Source organism: Frigoribacterium sp. CG_9.8 (assembly GCF_015751965.1).
GTDB lineage: Bacteria > Actinomycetota > Actinomycetes > Actinomycetales > Microbacteriaceae > Lacisediminihabitans.
Genome location: NZ_JADOVH010000004.1, coordinates 285,461 through 303,918, shown reverse-complemented (window position 1 = coordinate 303,918; position 18,458 = coordinate 285,461). Strand labels below are relative to the sequence as shown.

Annotated in this window: 17 protein-coding genes; 10 read left to right on the top strand and 7 right to left on the bottom strand. The window is 63.2% G+C overall.

Annotation, left to right across the window (positions count from 1 at the left end; genetic code table 11):
• Positions 1-130: 130 nt before the first annotated feature.
• Genes IWX88_RS10705 through IWX88_RS10690 form a run of 4 tightly spaced genes read right to left on the bottom strand, consistent with a single transcriptional unit; the run spans position 131 to position 4,247 of the window.
• Positions 131-880: an ABC transporter ATP-binding protein gene (locus IWX88_RS10705; RefSeq protein WP_196830117.1), complete on the bottom strand. Its 750-nt coding sequence runs from the start codon at positions 878-880 to the stop codon at positions 131-133.
• A complete protein-coding gene (locus tag IWX88_RS10700) occupies positions 877-1,884 on the bottom strand; it encodes an ABC transporter ATP-binding protein (protein WP_196830116.1) in 1,008 nt (335 codons plus the stop codon). The genes IWX88_RS10705 and IWX88_RS10700 overlap by 4 nt, the downstream gene beginning before the upstream one ends.
• Positions 1,877-2,851 (bottom strand): branched-chain amino acid ABC transporter permease, encoded by a 975-nt coding sequence (locus IWX88_RS10695; RefSeq protein ID WP_196830115.1) that lies wholly within the window; start codon positions 2,849-2,851, stop codon positions 1,877-1,879. Before IWX88_RS10695 ends, IWX88_RS10700 begins: the two co-directional genes overlap by 8 nt.
• A 16-nt stretch (positions 2,852-2,867) precedes the next feature.
• Positions 2,868-4,247, bottom strand: a complete 1,380-nt coding sequence (locus IWX88_RS10690) for a branched-chain amino acid ABC transporter permease (RefSeq protein WP_370568311.1) — start codon at positions 4,245-4,247, stop codon at positions 2,868-2,870.
• A gap of 241 nt (positions 4,248-4,488) precedes the next feature.
• On the opposite strand from IWX88_RS10690, the gene guaB reads away from it, so the two are divergent.
• From guaB to guaA, 9 genes are all read left to right on the top strand, one after another.
• Entirely contained in the window at positions 4,489-5,991 is a 1,503-nt protein-coding gene (guaB, locus tag IWX88_RS10685; RefSeq protein ID WP_196830114.1) for an IMP dehydrogenase, read from the top strand.
• Between the two features lie 251 nt (positions 5,992-6,242).
• Positions 6,243-7,205, top strand: coding sequence for a hypothetical protein (locus IWX88_RS10680; RefSeq protein WP_196830113.1), 963 nt, complete (start codon positions 6,243-6,245; stop codon positions 7,203-7,205).
• A 178-nt stretch (positions 7,206-7,383) separates the two neighbouring features.
• Positions 7,384-8,502 carry a GuaB3 family IMP dehydrogenase-related protein gene (locus tag IWX88_RS10675; protein WP_370568310.1) on the top strand — a complete coding sequence of 373 codons (1,119 nt, stop codon included), beginning with the start codon at positions 7,384-7,386 and terminating at the stop codon, positions 8,500-8,502.
• A 156-nt stretch (positions 8,503-8,658) separates the two neighbouring features.
• Positions 8,659-10,389: a glycerol-3-phosphate dehydrogenase/oxidase gene (locus tag IWX88_RS10670; RefSeq protein ID WP_196830111.1), complete on the top strand. Its 1,731-nt coding sequence runs from the start codon at positions 8,659-8,661 to the stop codon at positions 10,387-10,389.
• Positions 10,390-10,507: 118 nt separating this feature from the next.
• On the top strand, positions 10,508-11,044 hold the full coding sequence (locus IWX88_RS10665) for a cation:proton antiporter regulatory subunit (RefSeq protein WP_196830110.1): 537 nt from the start codon (positions 10,508-10,510) through the stop codon (positions 11,042-11,044).
• A gap of 2 nt (positions 11,045-11,046) precedes the next feature.
• Complete coding sequence (locus tag IWX88_RS10660) at positions 11,047-12,405, top strand: cation:proton antiporter (protein ID WP_196830109.1); 1,359 nt, start codon at positions 11,047-11,049, stop codon at positions 12,403-12,405.
• 4 nt (positions 12,406-12,409) lie between these two features.
• Positions 12,410-13,261 carry an SURF1 family cytochrome oxidase biogenesis protein gene (locus tag IWX88_RS10655; RefSeq protein ID WP_196830108.1) on the top strand — a complete coding sequence of 284 codons (852 nt, stop codon included), beginning with the start codon at positions 12,410-12,412 and terminating at the stop codon, positions 13,259-13,261.
• Positions 13,262-13,265: 4 nt separating this feature from the next.
• Positions 13,266-13,715 (top strand): DUF3817 domain-containing protein, encoded by a 450-nt coding sequence (locus IWX88_RS10650; RefSeq protein WP_196830107.1) that lies wholly within the window; start codon positions 13,266-13,268, stop codon positions 13,713-13,715.
• Entirely contained in the window at positions 13,711-15,297 is a 1,587-nt protein-coding gene (gene guaA, locus IWX88_RS10645) for a glutamine-hydrolyzing GMP synthase (RefSeq protein ID WP_196830173.1), read from the top strand. Before IWX88_RS10650 ends, guaA begins: the two co-directional genes overlap by 5 nt.
• A 158-nt stretch (positions 15,298-15,455) precedes the next feature.
• Here guaA and IWX88_RS10640 read toward each other — a convergent pair whose 3' ends face one another.
• Genes IWX88_RS10640 through IWX88_RS10630 form a run of 3 tightly spaced genes read right to left on the bottom strand, consistent with a single transcriptional unit; the run spans position 15,456 to position 17,295 of the window.
• Positions 15,456-16,286 carry a Bax inhibitor-1/YccA family protein gene (locus IWX88_RS10640; RefSeq protein ID WP_196830106.1) on the bottom strand — a complete coding sequence of 277 codons (831 nt, stop codon included), beginning with the start codon at positions 16,284-16,286 and terminating at the stop codon, positions 15,456-15,458.
• Positions 16,287-16,334: 48 nt separating this feature from the next.
• Positions 16,335-16,832, bottom strand: a complete 498-nt coding sequence (locus IWX88_RS10635; RefSeq protein ID WP_196830105.1) for a hypothetical protein — start codon at positions 16,830-16,832, stop codon at positions 16,335-16,337.
• Between the two features lie 4 nt (positions 16,833-16,836).
• A complete protein-coding gene (locus IWX88_RS10630; protein ID WP_196830104.1) occupies positions 16,837-17,295 on the bottom strand; it encodes a zinc ribbon domain-containing protein in 459 nt (152 codons plus the stop codon).
• A 58-nt stretch (positions 17,296-17,353) separates the two neighbouring features.
• Between IWX88_RS10630 and IWX88_RS10625 the strand changes: the two genes are divergently transcribed.
• Positions 17,354-18,397, top strand: coding sequence for a glycerophosphodiester phosphodiesterase family protein (locus tag IWX88_RS10625; RefSeq protein ID WP_370568307.1), 1,044 nt, complete (start codon positions 17,354-17,356; stop codon positions 18,395-18,397).
• The last annotated feature ends 61 nt before the right edge of the window (positions 18,398-18,458 follow it).

The window sequence follows — 18,458 nt, the reverse complement described above, 5'->3', positions numbered from 1 at the left end:
TTTGATCGAATGAGTGTCGTAACCCATATCGATACCGGAGGTCCTCACCTTTTCAACTCACGCCACGCACACAACCTCCGTGGGAAGAACACCTAAGTGGAAGAGCGCTGCCTTGTCCTCTGACAGGGGCTTAGCTGGACTCTTTCGACTTCTCTTGGTCGGTGGCGAGGGTTCCGAGGTAGAGCTCGATGACCTTCGGGTCCTTCATCAGGTCGCGGCCGGTGCCGGTGTAAGCATCCGTTCCCTGGTCGAGCACGTAACCGCGGTTGCAGATCTGCAGCGCGCGACGCGCATTCTGCTCGACGATCATGATGGAGACGCCGGCACGGTTGATCGCGGCAACGTTAATGAAGGTCTCATCTTGGCGGACCGGAGAGAGCCCGGCGCTCGGCTCATCGAGCAGCAGCACACTCGGCTCCATCATGAGGGCGCGGGACATCGCCACCATCTGGCGTTCTCCGCCCGACAGCGATCCGGCGCGCTGCTTGAGGCGCTTGCCGAGCTCGGGGAAGAGGCTGGTCACAAAGTCCAAGCGGGGCTTGTACATCTTGGGCTCCTGGTAGATGCCCATCTGCAGGTTCTCTTCGATGGTCAGGCTGGGGAACACATTGTTGTTCTGGGGCACCATTCCCACGCCCTTCGACACGAGCTTGTCTGCCTTGAGCCCGGTGATGTTGTCGCCGTTCAGCATGACGCTGCCACTGCGAATGTTCACCTGGCCGAAGATCGCCTTCAGCAGGGTCGACTTGCCCGCCCCGTTCGGACCGATGATGCCGACGAGTTCCCCCTTGCCGACATGCACGTTGCAGCCGTTCAAAATGTTGACCCCCGGCAAATAGCCAGCCACCAGATCCGTGGTCTCGAGTACCATCTCGCTCATTTGTCGTCTCCCTTCGACTCTGTCGTGCGCGCGCCGGGTTCGGGATGTTCCGTGGAGGGGTCGACGTCGATTCCGGTTTCCTGGCCGGCTTCGATCTCATCCTCGATCTCATGCTTGACGAGGGCGGACTCCATGCCCTCCGCGATCTCCATCTGTCCGGTGAGAGTTCCGAGGTCGGTGTCGTGGTGCGCGCCGAGGTAGGCATCGATCACGGCCGGATCGTTCATCACGACCCCCGGGGGACCCTCTGCGACGATGCGACCCTCCGCCATCACGATCACCCAGTCGGCGATCTCATTGACCATGTGCATGTCATGCTCCACGAACAGCACGGTCATCCCCTCGGCCTTCAGGTCCAGGATGTGGTGGAGCAGAGACTGCGTCAACGCGGGGTTGACCCCGGCCATCGGCTCGTCGAGCATCACCATTTCCGGTTCGCTCATCAGGGCACGTGCCATCTCGAGCAGCTTGCGCTGTCCGCCGGACAGACTCGCGGCATAGTCTTCAGATTTGGTGTCGAGCTTGAACTTCGTAAGCAGCGCCATGGCACGCTCGGTGATCGCATCCTCGCGCTTGCGCCAGAACGGACGGATCAGCGCAACGAAAAGATTCTCTCCCCCCTGCTCCTTGGCGCCGAGCAGCATGTTTTCGAGCACCGTCAACCGCCCGAGTGCCTTGGTGAGCTGGAAGGTGCGCACCATCCCGAGCCGCGAGACGCGGAACGCGGGCATGTGGGCGAGATTCTTGCCGCCGAACTTCCAGGTGCCGGTGTTGGGCTTGTCGAATCCGGTGAGCAGGTTGAAAAAGGTGGTCTTGCCTGCTCCGTTGGGTCCGATGAGAGCGGTGATCGCACCGCGCGGAATCTCGAGGTGGTCGACCTCGACGGCCATCAATCCACCGAAATGGCGGCTGACCTTGTCAGCGATGAGGATCGGGTTGATCTTGGCAACGCCGGGTACCGCGGGGCCGGCAACGAGTTCTGCGGGGGGAGTTCGATTAGACACTGAACTGGGCGTCCTTCTTTTTGCCGGAAATTCCCTGTGGTCGGAAGATCACCAGGATCATGAGAGCCACGCCGACGATGACGAAGCGGATTGGCCCCTGCTGGATAGCGGTAATCGGGATCACTTGAGCATTCACCCCGAGGCTGAGCAAGCCATCCGAGAGCGACAGCGTCACCCAGAAGATGATCGACCCGATGACCGGACCGAACACCGTTGCCGCCCCGCCGAGCAGCAGGATCGTATAGAGGAAGAACGTGAGCTGTGTGCCGTAGTTGTCCGGCTGGAGCGATCGCGGCAGGATGAACATCGCACCGGCGAGTCCGCCGAAAACTCCTCCGAGAACCAGGGCCTGCATCTTGTAGGAGTAGACGTTCTTCCCGAGGCTGCGCACGGCATCCTCGTCTTCGCGGATTCCCCGGATCACGCGACCCCACGGGCTGCGAATGAGCAGGAAGACCAGCAGGAGGGCGATGCCGACGACAGTCCAGCCGACTATTCGTAACCACCACTGTTCGGAGGTGTAGGTGAGCACTCCGAATCCAAAACTTCCCTCGGGCAGCGGGTTGGTCGCGTTGAAAGTTGCACCGGCACCGTTGATTCCCTCCGAACCTCCGGTGATGCTCGAGAACTCCGGCGTTTTCACCGACAGTCGGATGATCTCCGCCGCGGCGATTGTCACAATGCTCAAGTAGTCCGCCCGGAGTCTCAGGGTGGGGATCCCGAGAATGAGAGCAAAGATCGTTGCGGCAACGATAGTGGCGAGAACGGAGCCGTAGAGCGGCCACTGCCACTTGACCGAGGTGATCGCGAAGGCGTATCCGCCGATGGCCATAAATCCGGCTTGGCCGAAGTTGAGTAGCCCGGTGAAACCGAAGTGCACGGCCAGTCCGATGGTCGCGAGCGCATAGGCGGCCGTTGTCGGCGAGAACAGTTCGCCGAAAGAGAGGGGAATGAAGTTGTAATCCATGCTGTGTTTCGCTCCCTTATCCGACGCGGTCTCGTCGACCGAGTATGCCCTGCGGGCGGAAGAGGAGAATGAGGATCATGACCACCAGGGCGGCCACGTACTTCAAGTTCTCCGGAATCCAGATTGTCGACACGTTGATGAAGACGCCGATGACGATCGAGCCGATAAGGGCTCCAAAGGCCGTGCCGAGGCCACCGAGCACGACGGCTGCGAAGATCAGCAGCAGGATCGACGCTCCCGTATCCCAGCGCAGTGATTGGTAGTACCCGACAAACACCCCGGCGAGGGCCGCCAATGCTGCCCCCCCGATCCAGACGGTGCGGATGACTCCCTCGACGTCGATTCCTGACGCTGCAGCAAGCGAGCGGTTATCCGCTACCGCTCTGGTCGCCTTGCCGATCTTCGTGCGGAGCAGCACGTACGCAACACCGAGCAGCAGGAGGATGGCGACGACGGCACCCGCGACATCCGTGAACTTGAGGCTGATCGATCCGATCACCAGGAACGGTTTCGTGGAATTGGGGAGCGTGAGTCGGTCGGATCCCCAGAAGAACACGAAGACGTAGCGCAGGGCGAGGGAGAGGCCGATCGTCACAATCATGAGCGGAATGAGGCCGAGGTTGCGCTTGCGCAGGGGCCTCCAGAGGGTCTGGTTCTGCACATACCCGAAGACGCCACCGAGCACCACGGCGAGGATAATCGCGATCCAGGCCGGCCAGCGCAGAATTCCACTGAAGGTGTAGGCCATCAGCGCGCCGAATGTCACGAGCTCGCCGTGTGCGAAGTTGTTGAGACCGGTGGTTCCGTAAATAAGCGAAAGGCCGATGGCCGCCAGTGCGAGCAACAGCCCGAAAATGAGGCCGGTGACCACCTTCGACCAGAAGATGCCCCACCACTGCGCGCTCGTTTCGTTGGCTGTACCACCGCTCGGCCCGGGCGGAGTCGATGCGCCGATCGCACTGTTCGCTGGTGAGACCAGGAAGTTCGCCGGCACTTCGGTGTTCTGCGCGAACACCTCGACCTTGCGTGGGTTTTGGTTTGGGAATCCGGCCCCGGCGGGCAGCGACTTTTCGTCGATGGTCACGGTGTAGGTACCTGATTTCGCGAAGCCGATGAGCACTTTGCCGTCGGCACCGGTGATGACGGTCTGGTCGAATCCGTTTGCCCCGGTGACCTGCACATTCACGTTCGGCACCCCCGATTTGTCGGAGTCGAGTCGAATCCACACCTGCATCGACTGCTTGGCCGTGGTGGGATCCACCGGGGGGCTGGAGGCCGCAAAGGCCGCATTGACTAACGCGGGGCTGGCCGAGAAAGCGAACACCGCGAGGAGCACAGCGGCAATGCCGATGAGCCAGCGCGTTCGATGCGGGCGGGCACTTGGTACGAGTGTCACGGAACCTCCAGGACGCGCGCCAGCCGGGACAAAGGGGGTTCCCGGGCCTTTCTGGCGTACGTCGTCGTTGACGTTACCTACGGATTGTGTCCCCGGTGTTTCGTCAGGGCCACAATCTGCTGGTTGGCTAATTATGGGGGTGGAAAAGCTGAAGGTCTAACTCAGTTAACATTGGATACCGGATTCACTGTCGCAGCCCGGGTGTTTTATCATCACAACTCGCGCGAAAAATGAGGTCTTCATGGAGCAGCCGGATCCCTTCGGTTTCGTTGGGCTCACCTATGACGACGTGATGCTGCTGCCGGGCCATACCGACGTCATTCCCAGCGAGGCGGATACCAGCACCCGTCTCAGCCGCCGGATCACCGTGGCCGCCCCGCTACTGTCGTCGGCGATGGACACCGTCACTGAATCGCGGATGGCCATTGCGATAGCCCGCCAGGGTGGCTTCGGAGTGCTTCATCGCAACCTCTCACTGACCGACCAAGCCGACCAGGTTGATCGGGTGAAGCGCAGCGAGTCGGGCATGATCACGAATCCTGTGACAACCTCGCCGGATGCAACGGTCGCCGAAGTGGATGCGCTCTGCGGACGATTCCGTATCTCCGGCCTCCCGGTCGTCGAGAGTGACGGGACTCTCGTCGGCATCATCACCAACCGCGATATGAGATTTGTCTCACCGGCCACGAAGGCCTCGACTCTCGTGCGCACCGTGATGACGCGCACCCCCCTCATCACCGCGCCGGAGGGGATCGACCCGGACGATGCGATCGCCATCTTTGCGAAACACAAGATCGAGAAACTGCCGCTCATCGACGCATCCGGCCGCCTGCGCGGTCTGATCACGGTGAAGGACTTCGACAAGTCAGAGCAGTATCCGAATGCCACCAAAGACGAAAACGGTCGACTGCGGGTAGGAGCGGCGATCGGCTTCTTCGGGGACGCTTGGGAGCGTGCAATGCTGCTCATCGACGCGGGGGTGGATGCCCTGGTGGTTGACACGGCCAACGGTGACAGTGCCGGGGTGATCGACATCATCCGTCGGCTGAAGAGCGACCCGGTTGCCCGCCATGTGGACATCATCGGGGGCAATGTGGCAACTCGCGGTGGTGCGCAGGCCCTGGTGGATGCCGGCGCGGATGCCATTAAGGTTGGCGTCGGTCCCGGCTCGATCTGCACCACGCGCGTGGTGGCTGGGGTGGGGGTGCCCCAGGTGACTGCTGTGTACGAGGCGTCGCTTGCGGCGCGTGAGAGCGGCATCCCGGTGATCGCGGATGGTGGACTCCAGTACTCGGGAGACATCGCGAAGGCGCTCGTCGCCGGAGCCGACACCGTGATGCTCGGATCGCTGCTCGCGGGCTGCGATGAGAGCCCAGGCGACCTGGTCTTCGTCAACGGCAAGCAGTACAAGAAGTACCGCGGCATGGGGTCGCTCGGCGCGTTGCAGAGCCGCGGGGAGAAGACCTCGTACTCGAAGGACCGTTACTTCCAGGCCGATGTTCCCTCCGACGACAAGCTCATCGCCGAGGGGATCGAGGGCCAGGTGCCCTACCGTGGTCCGCTGTCCGCCGTTGCATACCAACTGCTGGGAGGGCTTCGCCAGTCGATGTTCTACACGGGTGCCCGGACCATCCCGGAGCTCAAGGCCAAGGGCAGGTTCGTGCGCATCACCGCCGCCGGCCTCAAAGAATCCCATCCCCACGACATCCAGATGACGGTGGAAGCGCCGAACTATTCGCGCTAGTGGATAGTCGCTAGTCGTCACTCGTGCTTCGCCCCCAGAAATGAACTGGGCGAGTTCGGACATTCCGGGCCGGCACGCTGGCCCGGAAGGTCTGAACTCGCCCGGGGATGGCTGCCGGGGATGGCTGCCGGGGATGGGCTCCAGCGAGGCTGCCCGTGTGACGGCTCCTCCACAGGCGGCATGCGCCGTCCGCCCACCACCGATGGGCCGCTGTGGCCTCGAGGCTCGAGTGGCTGCGGCACTGTCGGGGGATGCAGACAATCGCCTCGATCCATGACATCACTTTCGTTTCCGAGCTTTCCCAACACGACCTCGACGGCAGGCCATTCCGTCGGGGGGTGAAACGTGGCGATGCGGTGCGGATCCATCGCGGTGCCTATCTGCCGATGAGCGTGTGGCGCACCCTTGATAGTCACGAGCAGTATCGATACCAGGTCATCGCGGCCACCGGTGCGAGTCGAACGCATCCGGTGCTCAGCCACAGATCTGCTGCAGTGGTGTGGGGTGTGCCGCTCATCGGGCCAATACCACGGCTGGTTGACGTGCTCGCGAGCGAGGCGGCAGGGAGCCGCACCGAAGGATCATTCCGGCGTCATGCAACCAAGCACATCGACAGCGAAATCGAGGTGGTGGATGGGGTCGCAATCACGAGCCTGCGCCGCACGATTATCGATCTCGCGCTCACGCTGCCATTCCCTGCGGCAGTTGCTGCCCTCGACTGGGCTATTCGACCTGGCACTCCACAGACTCCGAAACCGTACGTCACGCTCGATGACCTCTTCGAGGCGGTCGGGGTGCTCGAGGTCACTCGCGGGCTTCGGAGGGTGAGCCGTGCCATCGAGTTCGGGGACTGCATCTCGGGCTCCCCCGGGGAATCAGTCAGTCGCGCGGTGATCCACGAGCTTGGTTTCCCTGTTCCGGTGCTTCAGAAACGATTCGATGATCGACTGGGACTAATCGGATTCACGGATTTCTGGTGGCCGGAGTTTCGGCTGATCGGCGAGTTCGACGGACTCGCCAAGTACATCAGGGAACAGTATCGAAAGGGACTTTCCGTCAATGACGTCGTGATGGCCGAGAAAAAGCGCGAGGATCGTCTTCGTGCTCTCGGGCCGTCCGTCGCGCGATGGTGCTGGGAGAATGTGATGGCTCCCCGGTCACTTTTCGCGCTGCTGCGAGAAGCGGGATTGCCTTCGTCGAGGCTGAGTGCGTGAAACCGCGGGCTCGGGTGTCGGAGATCTTGCAACCGTGGGCCACTTCGGACACCCCGGGTCGGCACGCTGGCCCGGAATGTCCGAACTCGCCCGGATTGATCCCCCCCGCTCTGCCCGCCCGCCTGCCCAACCGCAGCGCGAGCATCCCCCGTCGCGTACCGCAGGTAGGGTTGTCCCCGTGAGTGACGTAGAGATCGGCCGCGCTAAGCGCGCTCGCCGGGTGTTTGCCTTCGATGACATCGCCATTGTGCCGAATCGCCGCACCCGGGACCCGAAGGATGTGTCGGTCGGCTGGGGGATTGACGCATACCAGTTTTCGATCCCGTTCATTGCGGCTCCGATGGACTCGGTCGTATCTCCCGCCACGGCGATACTCATGGGCAACCTCGGTGGTCTCGGGGTGCTCGATCTCGAAGGGCTTTGGACGCGCTACGACGACCCGGAGCCACTGCTTGCAGAGATCCGGGCACTCGCACCGAGCGAGGCGATCCGCCGCATGCAGAAAATCTATGCCGAGCCGATCAAGCCGGAGCTGGTGATCTCCCGCCTCGCTGAAATCCGCGCCGCCGGGGTTACCGTCGCCGCAGCGCTCTCTCCCCAGCGCACCCAGGAGCTGCACAAGACCGTGATCGAGGCCGGCGTTGACCTGTTCGTGATCCGCGGGACGACCGTGAGCGCCGAACACGTCTCCCAGAACCAAGAGCCGCTCAACCTCAAGAAATTCATCTACGAACTCGATGTACCCGTGATCGTCGGTGGCGCGGCGGGATATACGCCGGCACTGCACCTGATGCGAACGGGTGCGGCTGGTGTGCTCGTCGGCTTTGGCGGGGGAGCGGCATCGACGACGCGCGCGAGTCTCGGCATCCACGCTCCGATGGCTACTGCGGTGGCGGATGTCGCGGGTGCGCGCCGTGATTACATGGATGAATCCGGCGGACGCTATGTGCACGTGATCGCCGACGGGGGTCTTGGCACCTCGGGGGACATCGCCAAGGCGTTCTCCGTCGGAGCGGATGCAGTGATGCTCGGCTCGACGCTCGCTCGTGCGAACGAGGCACCCGGGGGCGGATGGCACTGGGGAGCTGAGGCGCACCACAGCGAATTCCCGCGCGGCAACCGAGTCGAAGTCGGACAGGTTGCACCGCTCGAACAGATCCTGTTCGGACCATCCACAGTTGCGGATGGCACGGTCAACCTCGTCGGCGCGCTGCGTCGATCGATGGCAATCACCGGATACTCCGACCTCAAGGAATTCCAGCGGGTCGAAGTGGTGGTCGCGCCCTACCAAAAGTAGGACCAACACGTAGGCCCCACCCGCAGCGGCCAGAAATAAAATCCACAAGTGGCGGCCAGCAGTACAGACTGGAAGTGCGCACGGGAAGTGCAGCCAGGCACTGCAGATCGAAAGCAATACCGAAGGTGCGGAGACGCATAACTGACGGAGGCACAGATGGCCAGACTGAAGACGGTTACCCGTTCATCGAAACTGGGACCGGATGAGCGCGCTGCCGCCATAGCCGCGCTCAAGGAAAAAGAACTCGACATTCTGGTCGTGGGGGGTGGAATTGTCGGCACAGGCTGTGCCCTCGACGCGGTAACCCGCGGTTTGAGTGTTGGGATGGTCGAGGCACGGGATTGGGCCAGCGGCACGTCGAGTCGGTCGTCGAAGCTCGTACACGGTGGCATCCGCTATCTCGAGCAGCTGGATTTTCGACTCGTGCGCGAGGCTCTCATCGAGCGGGGTCTTCTGCTGCAGCGGCTCGCTCCCCATCTGGTCAAGCCGGTGCGCTTCCTTTACCCGCTCAAGAAGCGCGTCATCGAGCGGCTCTATATCGGGGCGGGCATGCTCCTGTACGACATCTTCAGCTATAGCGGCGGTCGCCCACCCGGCGTTCCCCATCACCGCCACCTCTCCAAGACGCAAGTGATGCGCTCCATCCCGAGCCTCGCCAACGACGCGCTGATCGGCGGCATCACCTACTACGACGCCCAGGTGGATGACGCACGCTACGTTGCGAGCCTGGCCCGGACGGCATCTTTTTATGGCGCCCACGTTGCCAGCAGGGTGCGCATCGAAGGTTTCATCAAGGTCGGTGAGCGAGTGGTCGGCGCCACAGCCCACGATGTGGAAACCGGCGAGAAGTTCGAGATCCGCGCTAAGCAGGTCGTGAACGCGACCGGTGTCTGGACTGATGACACCCAGTCGATGGTTGGTGAGCGCGGGCAATTCAAGGTGCGGGCATCCAAAGGCGTGCACCTGGTCGTTCCGCGCGATCGTTTCCAGTCGAGCATGGGGCTGCTGCTTCGCACAGAGAAGAGCGTGCTGTTCGTGATCCCGTGGGGCCGTCACTGGCTGATTGGCACGACTGATACCGATTGGCACCTCGACAAATCGCACCCGGCCGCGACCGCTGCAGACATCGACTACATCCTCGAGCATGTCAATGAGGTTCTCGCAGTCAAGCTCACCCGGGATGATGTCGAGGGTGTCTACGCGGGGCTCCGTCCGCTGCTTGCCGGTGAGTCAGACCAGACCTCGAAGCTCTCGAGGGAGCACATCGTGGCGCACAGCGTGCCTGGCCTCGTCGTCGTCGCTGGCGGAAAGTGGACCACCTACCGCATTATGGCGAAGGATGCCATCGACGCGGCAGCAGCGTCGCTCGATGCAAATGTGCCCCCGAGCGTGACCCAGGACATCGCACTGCTGGGAGCGGAGGGCTACCAGGCGGCGTGGAATAGACGGGCGAAGATCGCTCAGGCGTTCGGAATGCATACGGTGCGCATCGAGCACCTGCTGAACCGTTATGGCGTGATGACGGATGAGCTGCTGGACCTGATCCGCCAGACGCCCTCGCTCAGCACCCCACTTCCCGGAGCTGACGACTACATCGAGGCCGAGGTGGTCTACGCGGCAACGCACGAGGGCGCCCTGCACCTCGAGGATGTGCTCGCGCGCCGCACCCGCATCTCGATCGAAGCCTGGGATCGGGGAATCTCCGCAGCCCCAGTCGCGGCCAAGCTCATGGGCGATGTTCTGGGCTGGGATGCCGGGAAGGTTGGTCATGAGACCAGCAACTACCTCAAGCGCGTTCAGGCCGAGCGGGACAGCCAGCTCGAACCCGATGACGAGTCGGCTGATCGAGTGCGGCTCGAAGCGCCGGACATCATCTCCACCAGGTAGTTACAGAGGGTGCGGGCGCGCGCCCACACCTGGCCGCCTGAGTTCTAGACGGGAGCGGCTCAGGGGCGTCACGGTAGACTGAGGGTCGATTTATACGGGTCCTGAAAGGGTGCGCACAATGGTCGATGTCCGACGGGTGAAACTCCCGGGTGTGGGTGTTCTTCACACCTTCGTCACCGCTGATGGCGGCAAGGCTGGCGTCATCACCCACCGCTCCGGACACAGTGATCTGATCACCTTTGCCGATGAGGAAGATGGATCGGATGCCAGCAAGGTTTCACTGCGCCTGAGCGAAGACGAGGCTCACACCCTCGCCGAACTGCTCGGTGGTACCCGCATCACGGAGGGCCTCGACAAGCTCGATCAGATCCCCGGTCTTTCCATCGACTGGTTCACGGTGGACTACGACGACCATATCGCCGGCCAACAGCTGGGCAACCTCGCCTCCCATGGCGTCGTGGGCCTGACGGTCGTCGCGGTGGTGCGCGGCGAGTCAGCGAACCCGGCTCCCGCCGACGACTTCAAGGTCTTTCCCGGCGACACACTCGTGGTCGCTGGCTCCCCTGAGAAGGTGAACAAGGCCTTCAACTTCTACCGCACCGGTGAGATCGCATTTGCCACCAGGACTCCCGTCGACCCACCGCCCAGGGGCTAGAGGTGCATCTGGGCGAAGAGCTCGCGATTCTCGGAGCACTCCTGCTCATTGCCTATGTTTTTGGTCGGTTGGGCAAGCTGATCGGCTTGCCAGCCATTCCGGTCTACATGCTGGTCGGCTTGCTGGCCAGCCCGAACACCGGATGGTTCCCTCTCAACTTCGATTCCGGCAAGATCGAATTGATTGCGGTCTTCGGACTGATCCTGCTGCTGTTCAACCTGGGCATCGAGTTCGACCAGGATGAGTTCTTCGGTAACGCCGGCAAGCTAATCGTCTCCGGCGGGTCGTACATCGCGGTGAACATGGCTGTCGGTTTCGCCTTCGGATTCTGGGTCGGCTGGGGTACCCGTGAAGCTCTGATCATCGCCGGTATCACCGCGACCTCATCGAGCGCCATCGTCACCAAGCTCCTCATCGAGCTCAATCGGCTTCCCAACCGCGAGACGCCGATGATCCTCGGTGTCACTGTGGTCGAAGACATCTTCATCGCGGTCTATCTCGCCATCGTGGGTGTCGTCCTCAGCGGTGAGACGGCAATCTGGCCGGTAGTCGGCAAACTGGGAATATCGTTTCTGTTCCTCGTGGTGATGTTCACCATTGCGCGCTGGGGCGGTAAATGGGTGTCTAAACTTTTCCGCACAAAGGATGACGAGCTCTTCACCATCCTGTTCTTCGGGCTCGCGGTGGGCTTCGGAGGCATCGGCGAGTTGCTCGGCGTCACGGATGCGATCGGCGCGTTCCTGATCGGGCTCGTGCTCGGCGCCACCAAGTACCGCTCGAAGATCGAGCAATTCTCGCTGCCGATGCGGGATGTCTTCGGCGCCTTTTTCTTCCTGAATTTCGGGCTCACGCTCAATATCTCGCAGTTTCCCACCGTCTTCCTCCCGGTGGCCGGTGCGGTCGCGATGACGGTGCTACTCAACACGATTGCCGGCCAGTTCGTTGCCCGGCTCAATAAGCTCGGACCGCAGGCCGGTATCAACGCCACAGCAATCCTGCAAAACCGCGGCGAGTTCGCGCTCATCCTCGCGACACTGTCGATCAGCGCGGGTCTCGACAGTCGGATCGTGCCGTTCGCCGGTCTCTACGTTCTGGTGATGTCGATCATCGGACCGATCCTGGCGGCCAATTCTGAGAAGATCGGCGCCGTCATCCTGCGCACCAAAAAGAAAAAGAACAGGGCCGCAGCCAAGCCAAACGTCATGATGGCGGAGGAAAATATCGCCCTGGTCGAAGCGGCGACCGCGGGGCTCGATGCCGGAGACCCCGATCATGCAGTCACCGCAGCCGACCGGCTGATCCAGCAGGCGATGCTGCAGTCAGATGCGCAGGCTGAACGCACCAGGGATCCGGAATATTGAACACATGACCGAGGCAGAGACAGTATGGACGGTCGCTCGCCGCCCTCGATGGATCGCGGCACTTGTGCTCGCGCTACTGGTGGCTGCCGGGTTCGCCGGACTCAGCCAGTGGCAGCTCGCGCGGGCGATCGCCACCGGTACTGTGATCGAGCGCGATACCGAGACGGTGTTGCCGCTGCAGGATGTCGCGAAGCCACAGTCGCCCGTGACCGACCGTGCGACCGCGCAGCTCGTGACCGTGACCGGACGCTGGAACGCGGTGGACTATTCGATCGTGAGTGATCGGTTGAATGCCGGAACCGCCGGCTACTGGGTCGTGGGCCACTTCTCCGCAGAATTGGGTTCTGGCACGGCGAATCCCGGCGAAACGGCTGGGCTGGCTGTGGCGGTCGGATGGTCTGCGGATCGGGCCGGTGCAGCATCCGCTCTCACGGCCCTCACGACCCTCGGGGCGGAAGCTAGTGGGTCGGCAGTGCCGATCACGGGACGCTACATTCCCGCGGAAGGTCCGCAGGACAGCGACTTCGAACGCGGCAAGCTCTCGACGATGACGCCCGGGGCGTTCCTCAACACGTGGAAGATTCCGGATGCTGCGGGAATCTACGGCGGTTACCTCACGTCGGCCGTCGCTGCGCAGGGCCTCACGCGGATCGATTCGCCGAAGCCGTCGTCGGCCGTCGAACTCAATCTGCTGAATATCTTCTACGCCGTCGAGTGGGTGGTTTTTGCCGGCTTCGCGATCTTCCTCTGGTACCGCCTCGTGCGCGACACCTGGGAGCGGGAGCGGGAAGAGGCCGAGGAGGCACACGCGGCGGCGAGCACCGCTGCGGAAGCCAAACCGGCGCAGGTAAACTAGCCCAATGGCGCTTCGACCCCGACTGTCTGACTTCCCGAAAATCCGCGGGGCGGTGAAGTGGTACCGGGTGTCCTCCTATGTCACCGGCACGCTGCTGTTGCTCCTCGTTCTCGAGATGGTGCTCAAGTACACGCCCATCCAGCGGGAAATCGAACTCGGTGGTTCGCAAGGCCTGCTCGCGCTGGTGCCGGACGGCACAGTGAGCGCGATCAACCTGTCCACGGCGATCCTCATCGCGCATGGGTGGTTGTATGTGGTTTACCTCTTCGCCGACTTCCGGCTGTGGAGTTTCATGCGCTGGCCGTTCCTCCGATTCATCCAGATCGCGCTCGGTGGTGTTGTTCCATTCCTCTCCTTCATCGTCGAGCACTTCATCACGCGTCGCGTGCGCCTCGAGCTCGCCGAGCTCGAACAGGCGGCTGCGGCTGCTCCCTCGGAGGTAACTAATCATTAGCGCGACACGCGGCGAGACCGACCACCGTCCCGTACTCATTGTCGACTTCGGCGCCCAGTACGCCCAGTTGATCGCCCGCCGGGTGCGCGAGGCGAACGTCTATTCCGAGATCGTGCCGCACACGATCACTGCGGCAGAGGTTGCAGCCCTCAATCCGGCCGGCATCGTGCTGAGCGGAGGTCCATCGAGTGTGTACGAGGTCGGTTCACCGACTCTCGATCCGGGCATCCTGAAACTCGGAGTCCCCACCCTCGGTATCTGCTACGGCTTCCAGGTGATGGCTCAGCAGCTCGGAGGCGAGGTCGCCAACACGGGGCTTCGCGAATACGGCGCGACCGCTGTCACCCTCGCGGCCGGCTCTTCGACGCTGCTCGGCGACCAACCGACCGAGCAGACCACCTGGATGAGTCACGGTGACTCGGTATCGAAGGCGCCAGAAGGATTTACTGTGCTGGCGTCGAGCGCATCCACTCCGGTTGCGGCCTTTGCCAGCGATGAAAAGCGGATGTACGGGGTTCAGTGGCACCCGGAGGTGAAGCACTCGGAGTTCGGCCAGCGCGTGCTCGAGAATTTCCTGCACGACGCTGCGGGTATCCCCGCCGACTGGAACAGCGGAAGCGTTATCGCCGAGCAAGTCGAACGCATCCGGGCCCAGGTCGGGTCGGCGCGGGTAATTTGTGGCCTCTCCGGCGGTGTGGACTCTGCGGTAGCCGCAGCGATTGTGCACCGAGCCGTCGGTGACCAGCTCGTCTGCATCTTCGTGGACCACGGGCTGCTGCGCCAGGATGAACGTCGCCAGGTCGAGGAAGACTATGTGGCCTCCACCGGGGTGCGACTCGTGACCGTCGATGCCGTCGACCGGTTTCTCGACGCGCTCGCTGGCGTAAGTGACCCGGAGACCAAGCGCAAGATCATCGGGCGCGAATTCATCCGCTCCTTCGAGGCGGCGGCCGCTGAGCTCGTCGCCGAGGCGGCGGGGGACGGCGCGTCAATTGACTTTCTCGTGCAGGGCACGCTCTACCCGGATGTCGTCGAGTCGGGTGGCGGCACGGGAACCGCGAACATCAAGAGTCACCACAACGTGGGTGGCCTGCCCGAAGACCTGCAGTTCGCACTCGTCGAGCCGCTGCGCGCCCTGTTCAAGGACGAGGTGCGGGCGATCGGGCGTGAGCTCGGACTGCCAGAGGTGATCGTGGGCCGCCAGCCGTTCCCCGGTCCAGGACTCGGCATCCGCATCGTTGGCGAAGTCACCCGCGACCGCCTGGAGCTGCTTCGGAAGGCGGATGCGATCGCTCGCGCCGAACTCACCGCCGCCGGTCTCGATAAGGAGATCTGGCAGTGCCCTGTAGTGCTGCTTGCGGACGTACGCTCCGTCGGCGTTCAGGGTGACGGCCGCACCTACGGTCATCCGATCGTGCTGCGTCCGGTGTCATCCGAGGACGCGATGACTGCCGACTGGACCCGACTGCCCTACGACGTGCTTGCCCGTATCTCAAACCGCATCACCAATGAAGTCGCCGGGGTGAACCGGGTGGTGCTCGACGTCACGTCGAAGCCGCCGGGCACCATCGAGTGGGAGTAGCTCGCCGCTGACCGCTGACCGCTGACCACGGTGCCGCGAACTGCGGCATCGTGTCGCTATAGCGGCGATAGAGCGACAACTTGGCGCAGTTCGTGAGGATTGCGACCCACGAATGGGTAGCGTGGGACGCCGCGGGATGCTGGGGCGCTGGTGGGACTTTAGCGGCGCAGTAGGGCCAGCAGGCGCAGGATCTCGAGGTACAGCCAGACGACGGTTACCATGATGCCGAAGGCGGCGGTCCAGCTGTAGATGCGAGCCGCGCCGCGCTGAACTCCGGTCTTGATGCTGTCAAAGTCGAGCACGAGGGAGTACGCCGCCATGATGATGACGAGCGGGCCGAGGATGACGCCGAGCGGAATGCCGGCGATGCTGAAGCTTCCACTCATGCCGTAGGGATCGGAGTTGAGGCCGGTTGCTACCCCGATGAAGTTGATCAGCGAGAAGACGCCGTAGCCGATCATCGCGATCAGGAAGACTTTGGTGGCCCGCTTCGACGCGCGAATCTTGCCGCTCACGAACAGAGCCAGAGTCACACCGACGACGACCAGGGTTCCGAGTACCGCCTGAACGGCGATGCCGGGGAACTTGGATTCAAAGAAGACCGTGATGCCACCGACGAAGATTCCCTCGACCGCGGCGTAGCTCAGTATCAGCGCCGGTGAGGGCTTCTTCTTGAAGATGTTCACCAGGGCGAGCCCGAAGCCGACGATGGCCGCCGGCAGTGCGAGCGCCGGGATGAACCAGCCGACTGCGGCACCGACGAGCAGTATCACGAAGGAGATCGTGATCTTGACCATGGTGTCTTCGTAGGACATGCGGTCCGTGTCGGACGGCGTGGCAGAGGGCACACTGTACAGCTCGGTCAACTGGGCAGCGGTCATGCCCTCGGTTGACACTTTCGCCACAGGATTCGCCTGCAGTTTCGCCACGACATCGCGATTCTCTGAGAATGCGGGGGAGCGGTTGAATGCGGGGTTTGATGTGGGCACGTCCTCAGCTTATCGGCCGAGGGCTCGGAGAGGCTGGGCATTGCCCTGCTATTGCCGCAGGTGCGTGCGCACCGCGATCCAGCGCGCGATCCAGGCCGCGCCGACGATCACCACCAGCGAGACACCGACCACGATCGCACCGTTGCCATATTGCGGATAGAGCAGTGCGAGCATCAGTCCACTCGCCACCGGGAGCAGTGTGGCCAGGTAGCTCGCCCCCGGGCGCTGTCGCAGCAGCAGCCAGAAGGCGAGGGGGGCGGCGAGCAGCACAGCGGCTACCGATCCGAGCAGCAGAGCGCCGACGAGGAGCACACTCGGACCAACAACCGCGGCGCGAGCAACACCCCGAGCCGGCACGATCAGCCACCCGGCAATGTGAGCGCAAGCGCCAACCACGATCAGGCCGTTTGCATAGACGGATCCTGCCTGCAGCAGAAGGGCACCACCGACGATGAGCGCGAGTGCTCCGGCATGGCGACCGCGATAGCCTCCCCAGCGCAGCTGAAGCTCCGCGGTCGGTTCTTGCCGGCGCACTGCGGAGCCCACGCCATCAACCTCGCGGACTGAAGAGGGCGATCGCCACGATGATGATCAGTATGCCGCCGCCGATCGCCACGGCGATGCCGAAGATGAGGGCGGCATCCATCCGAGGGCGAGGCAGTGGACCATCGTCTGGTTCGTCAGAGCGGATAGCCGATGGGATCGGCTCGCGCTGCGGGATCGGCTCGCGCTGCGGGATCGGCTCGCGCTGCGGGATCGGTTCACGCTGCGGGATCGGCTCACGCTGCGGGATCGGCTCGCGTTCTGGGATCGGCTCGCGTTCTGGGATCACAGGAGCGGACGGCCCGTGCGTGCTGCTGTTCTGCGTGCTGGTGTTCTGCGTGCTGCTGCCCTGCGGGGTCGACACTGTGGTGCTCGCCTTGCTCGCAGCCGGGATGGCGGAGCCGCAGGTGGTGCAGAACTTCCAGCTCGAATCGAGCGCAGCCCCACAGTTCCTGCACTTTGCCATGGCCACGAGAGTAGCAAGTCCGCAGGGCGGGGCATCCGCATCCCGTAGCGTTAAGGGTGTGACGCAGATTCCTCTCCTCGTGATCGGCCATCGCGGAGCGAGCGGTTACCGGCCGGAGCACACCCGGTCGGCCTACGAACTTGCCTTCGAGCAGGGCGCGGATGCCGTGGAGCCCGACCTTGTGGCCACGAAGGACCGCGTGCTGGTGATCCGCCACGAGAACGAAATTTCGGGCACGACGGATGTCGCATCGCATCCCGAATTCGCCGACCGTCGCACGACGAAGGTGGTCGACGGGCAGACCCTCACCGGCTGGTTCACTGAGGACTTCACCTGGGCGGAGCTCACCACCCTGCAGGCAACCGAGCGGTTGGCGAAGCTGCGGCCGGCCAACACAGAGTTCGCGGGCGAAGGCATCCTGCGACTGGTGGACCTTCTTGCGCTGCTCGATGCGGCGCCGCTGAGTGCACTCGGTGCGCGGATCGGCATGGTCGCCGAAATCAAGCACGCGAGCTATTTTGCGTCGATCGGTCTGCCACTGGACGAACTCTTTGCGGCGGAACTACTCGCTTCCGGTTGGACCGATGACGACCGGCTCACTGTGGAATGCTTCGAGCTCACTGTGCTTGGGCAGATCCGTGACCGGGGTGTGCGGGCGCGCTACGTATTTCTCGTCGAGCCGGTGGGATGCCCGGCAGACGAGGTGGCGGCGCGAGGTGACGAGGCCCGCACCTACGCGTCCTATCTCACGGCGGACGGGATGCCGGCGCTCGCCGCATCCGTGCACGGGATCAGTGTGGACAAACACATTCTGCAGGCGGCGGATGCCTCGGGCTCGGCAGTTTCGGCACCGTCGGTCGGCACCGAGCTGGTCGCGCGCGCTCATGCTGCCGGGCTCACGGTCTTCTGCTGGACGCTGCGGGCAGAGAACGCGTTTCTCGCGAAAAATCTGCGGTGTGGCACATTCGCTCGCCAGTTCGGCGACTGGAGAAGCGAGTTTCTCGAGCTGATGCGGATGGGTGTCGACGGGGTATTCGCCGACCAGCCCGACCTTGCGATCGAGGCGCGCACAGCGCTGACGAGGCCACCGGTGGGCCAGTAGGCAGCCTGCGCCCACGATCCGGTGATCGATCAGGCCGCCTGCGGCCGTGTCGAGATCCGCA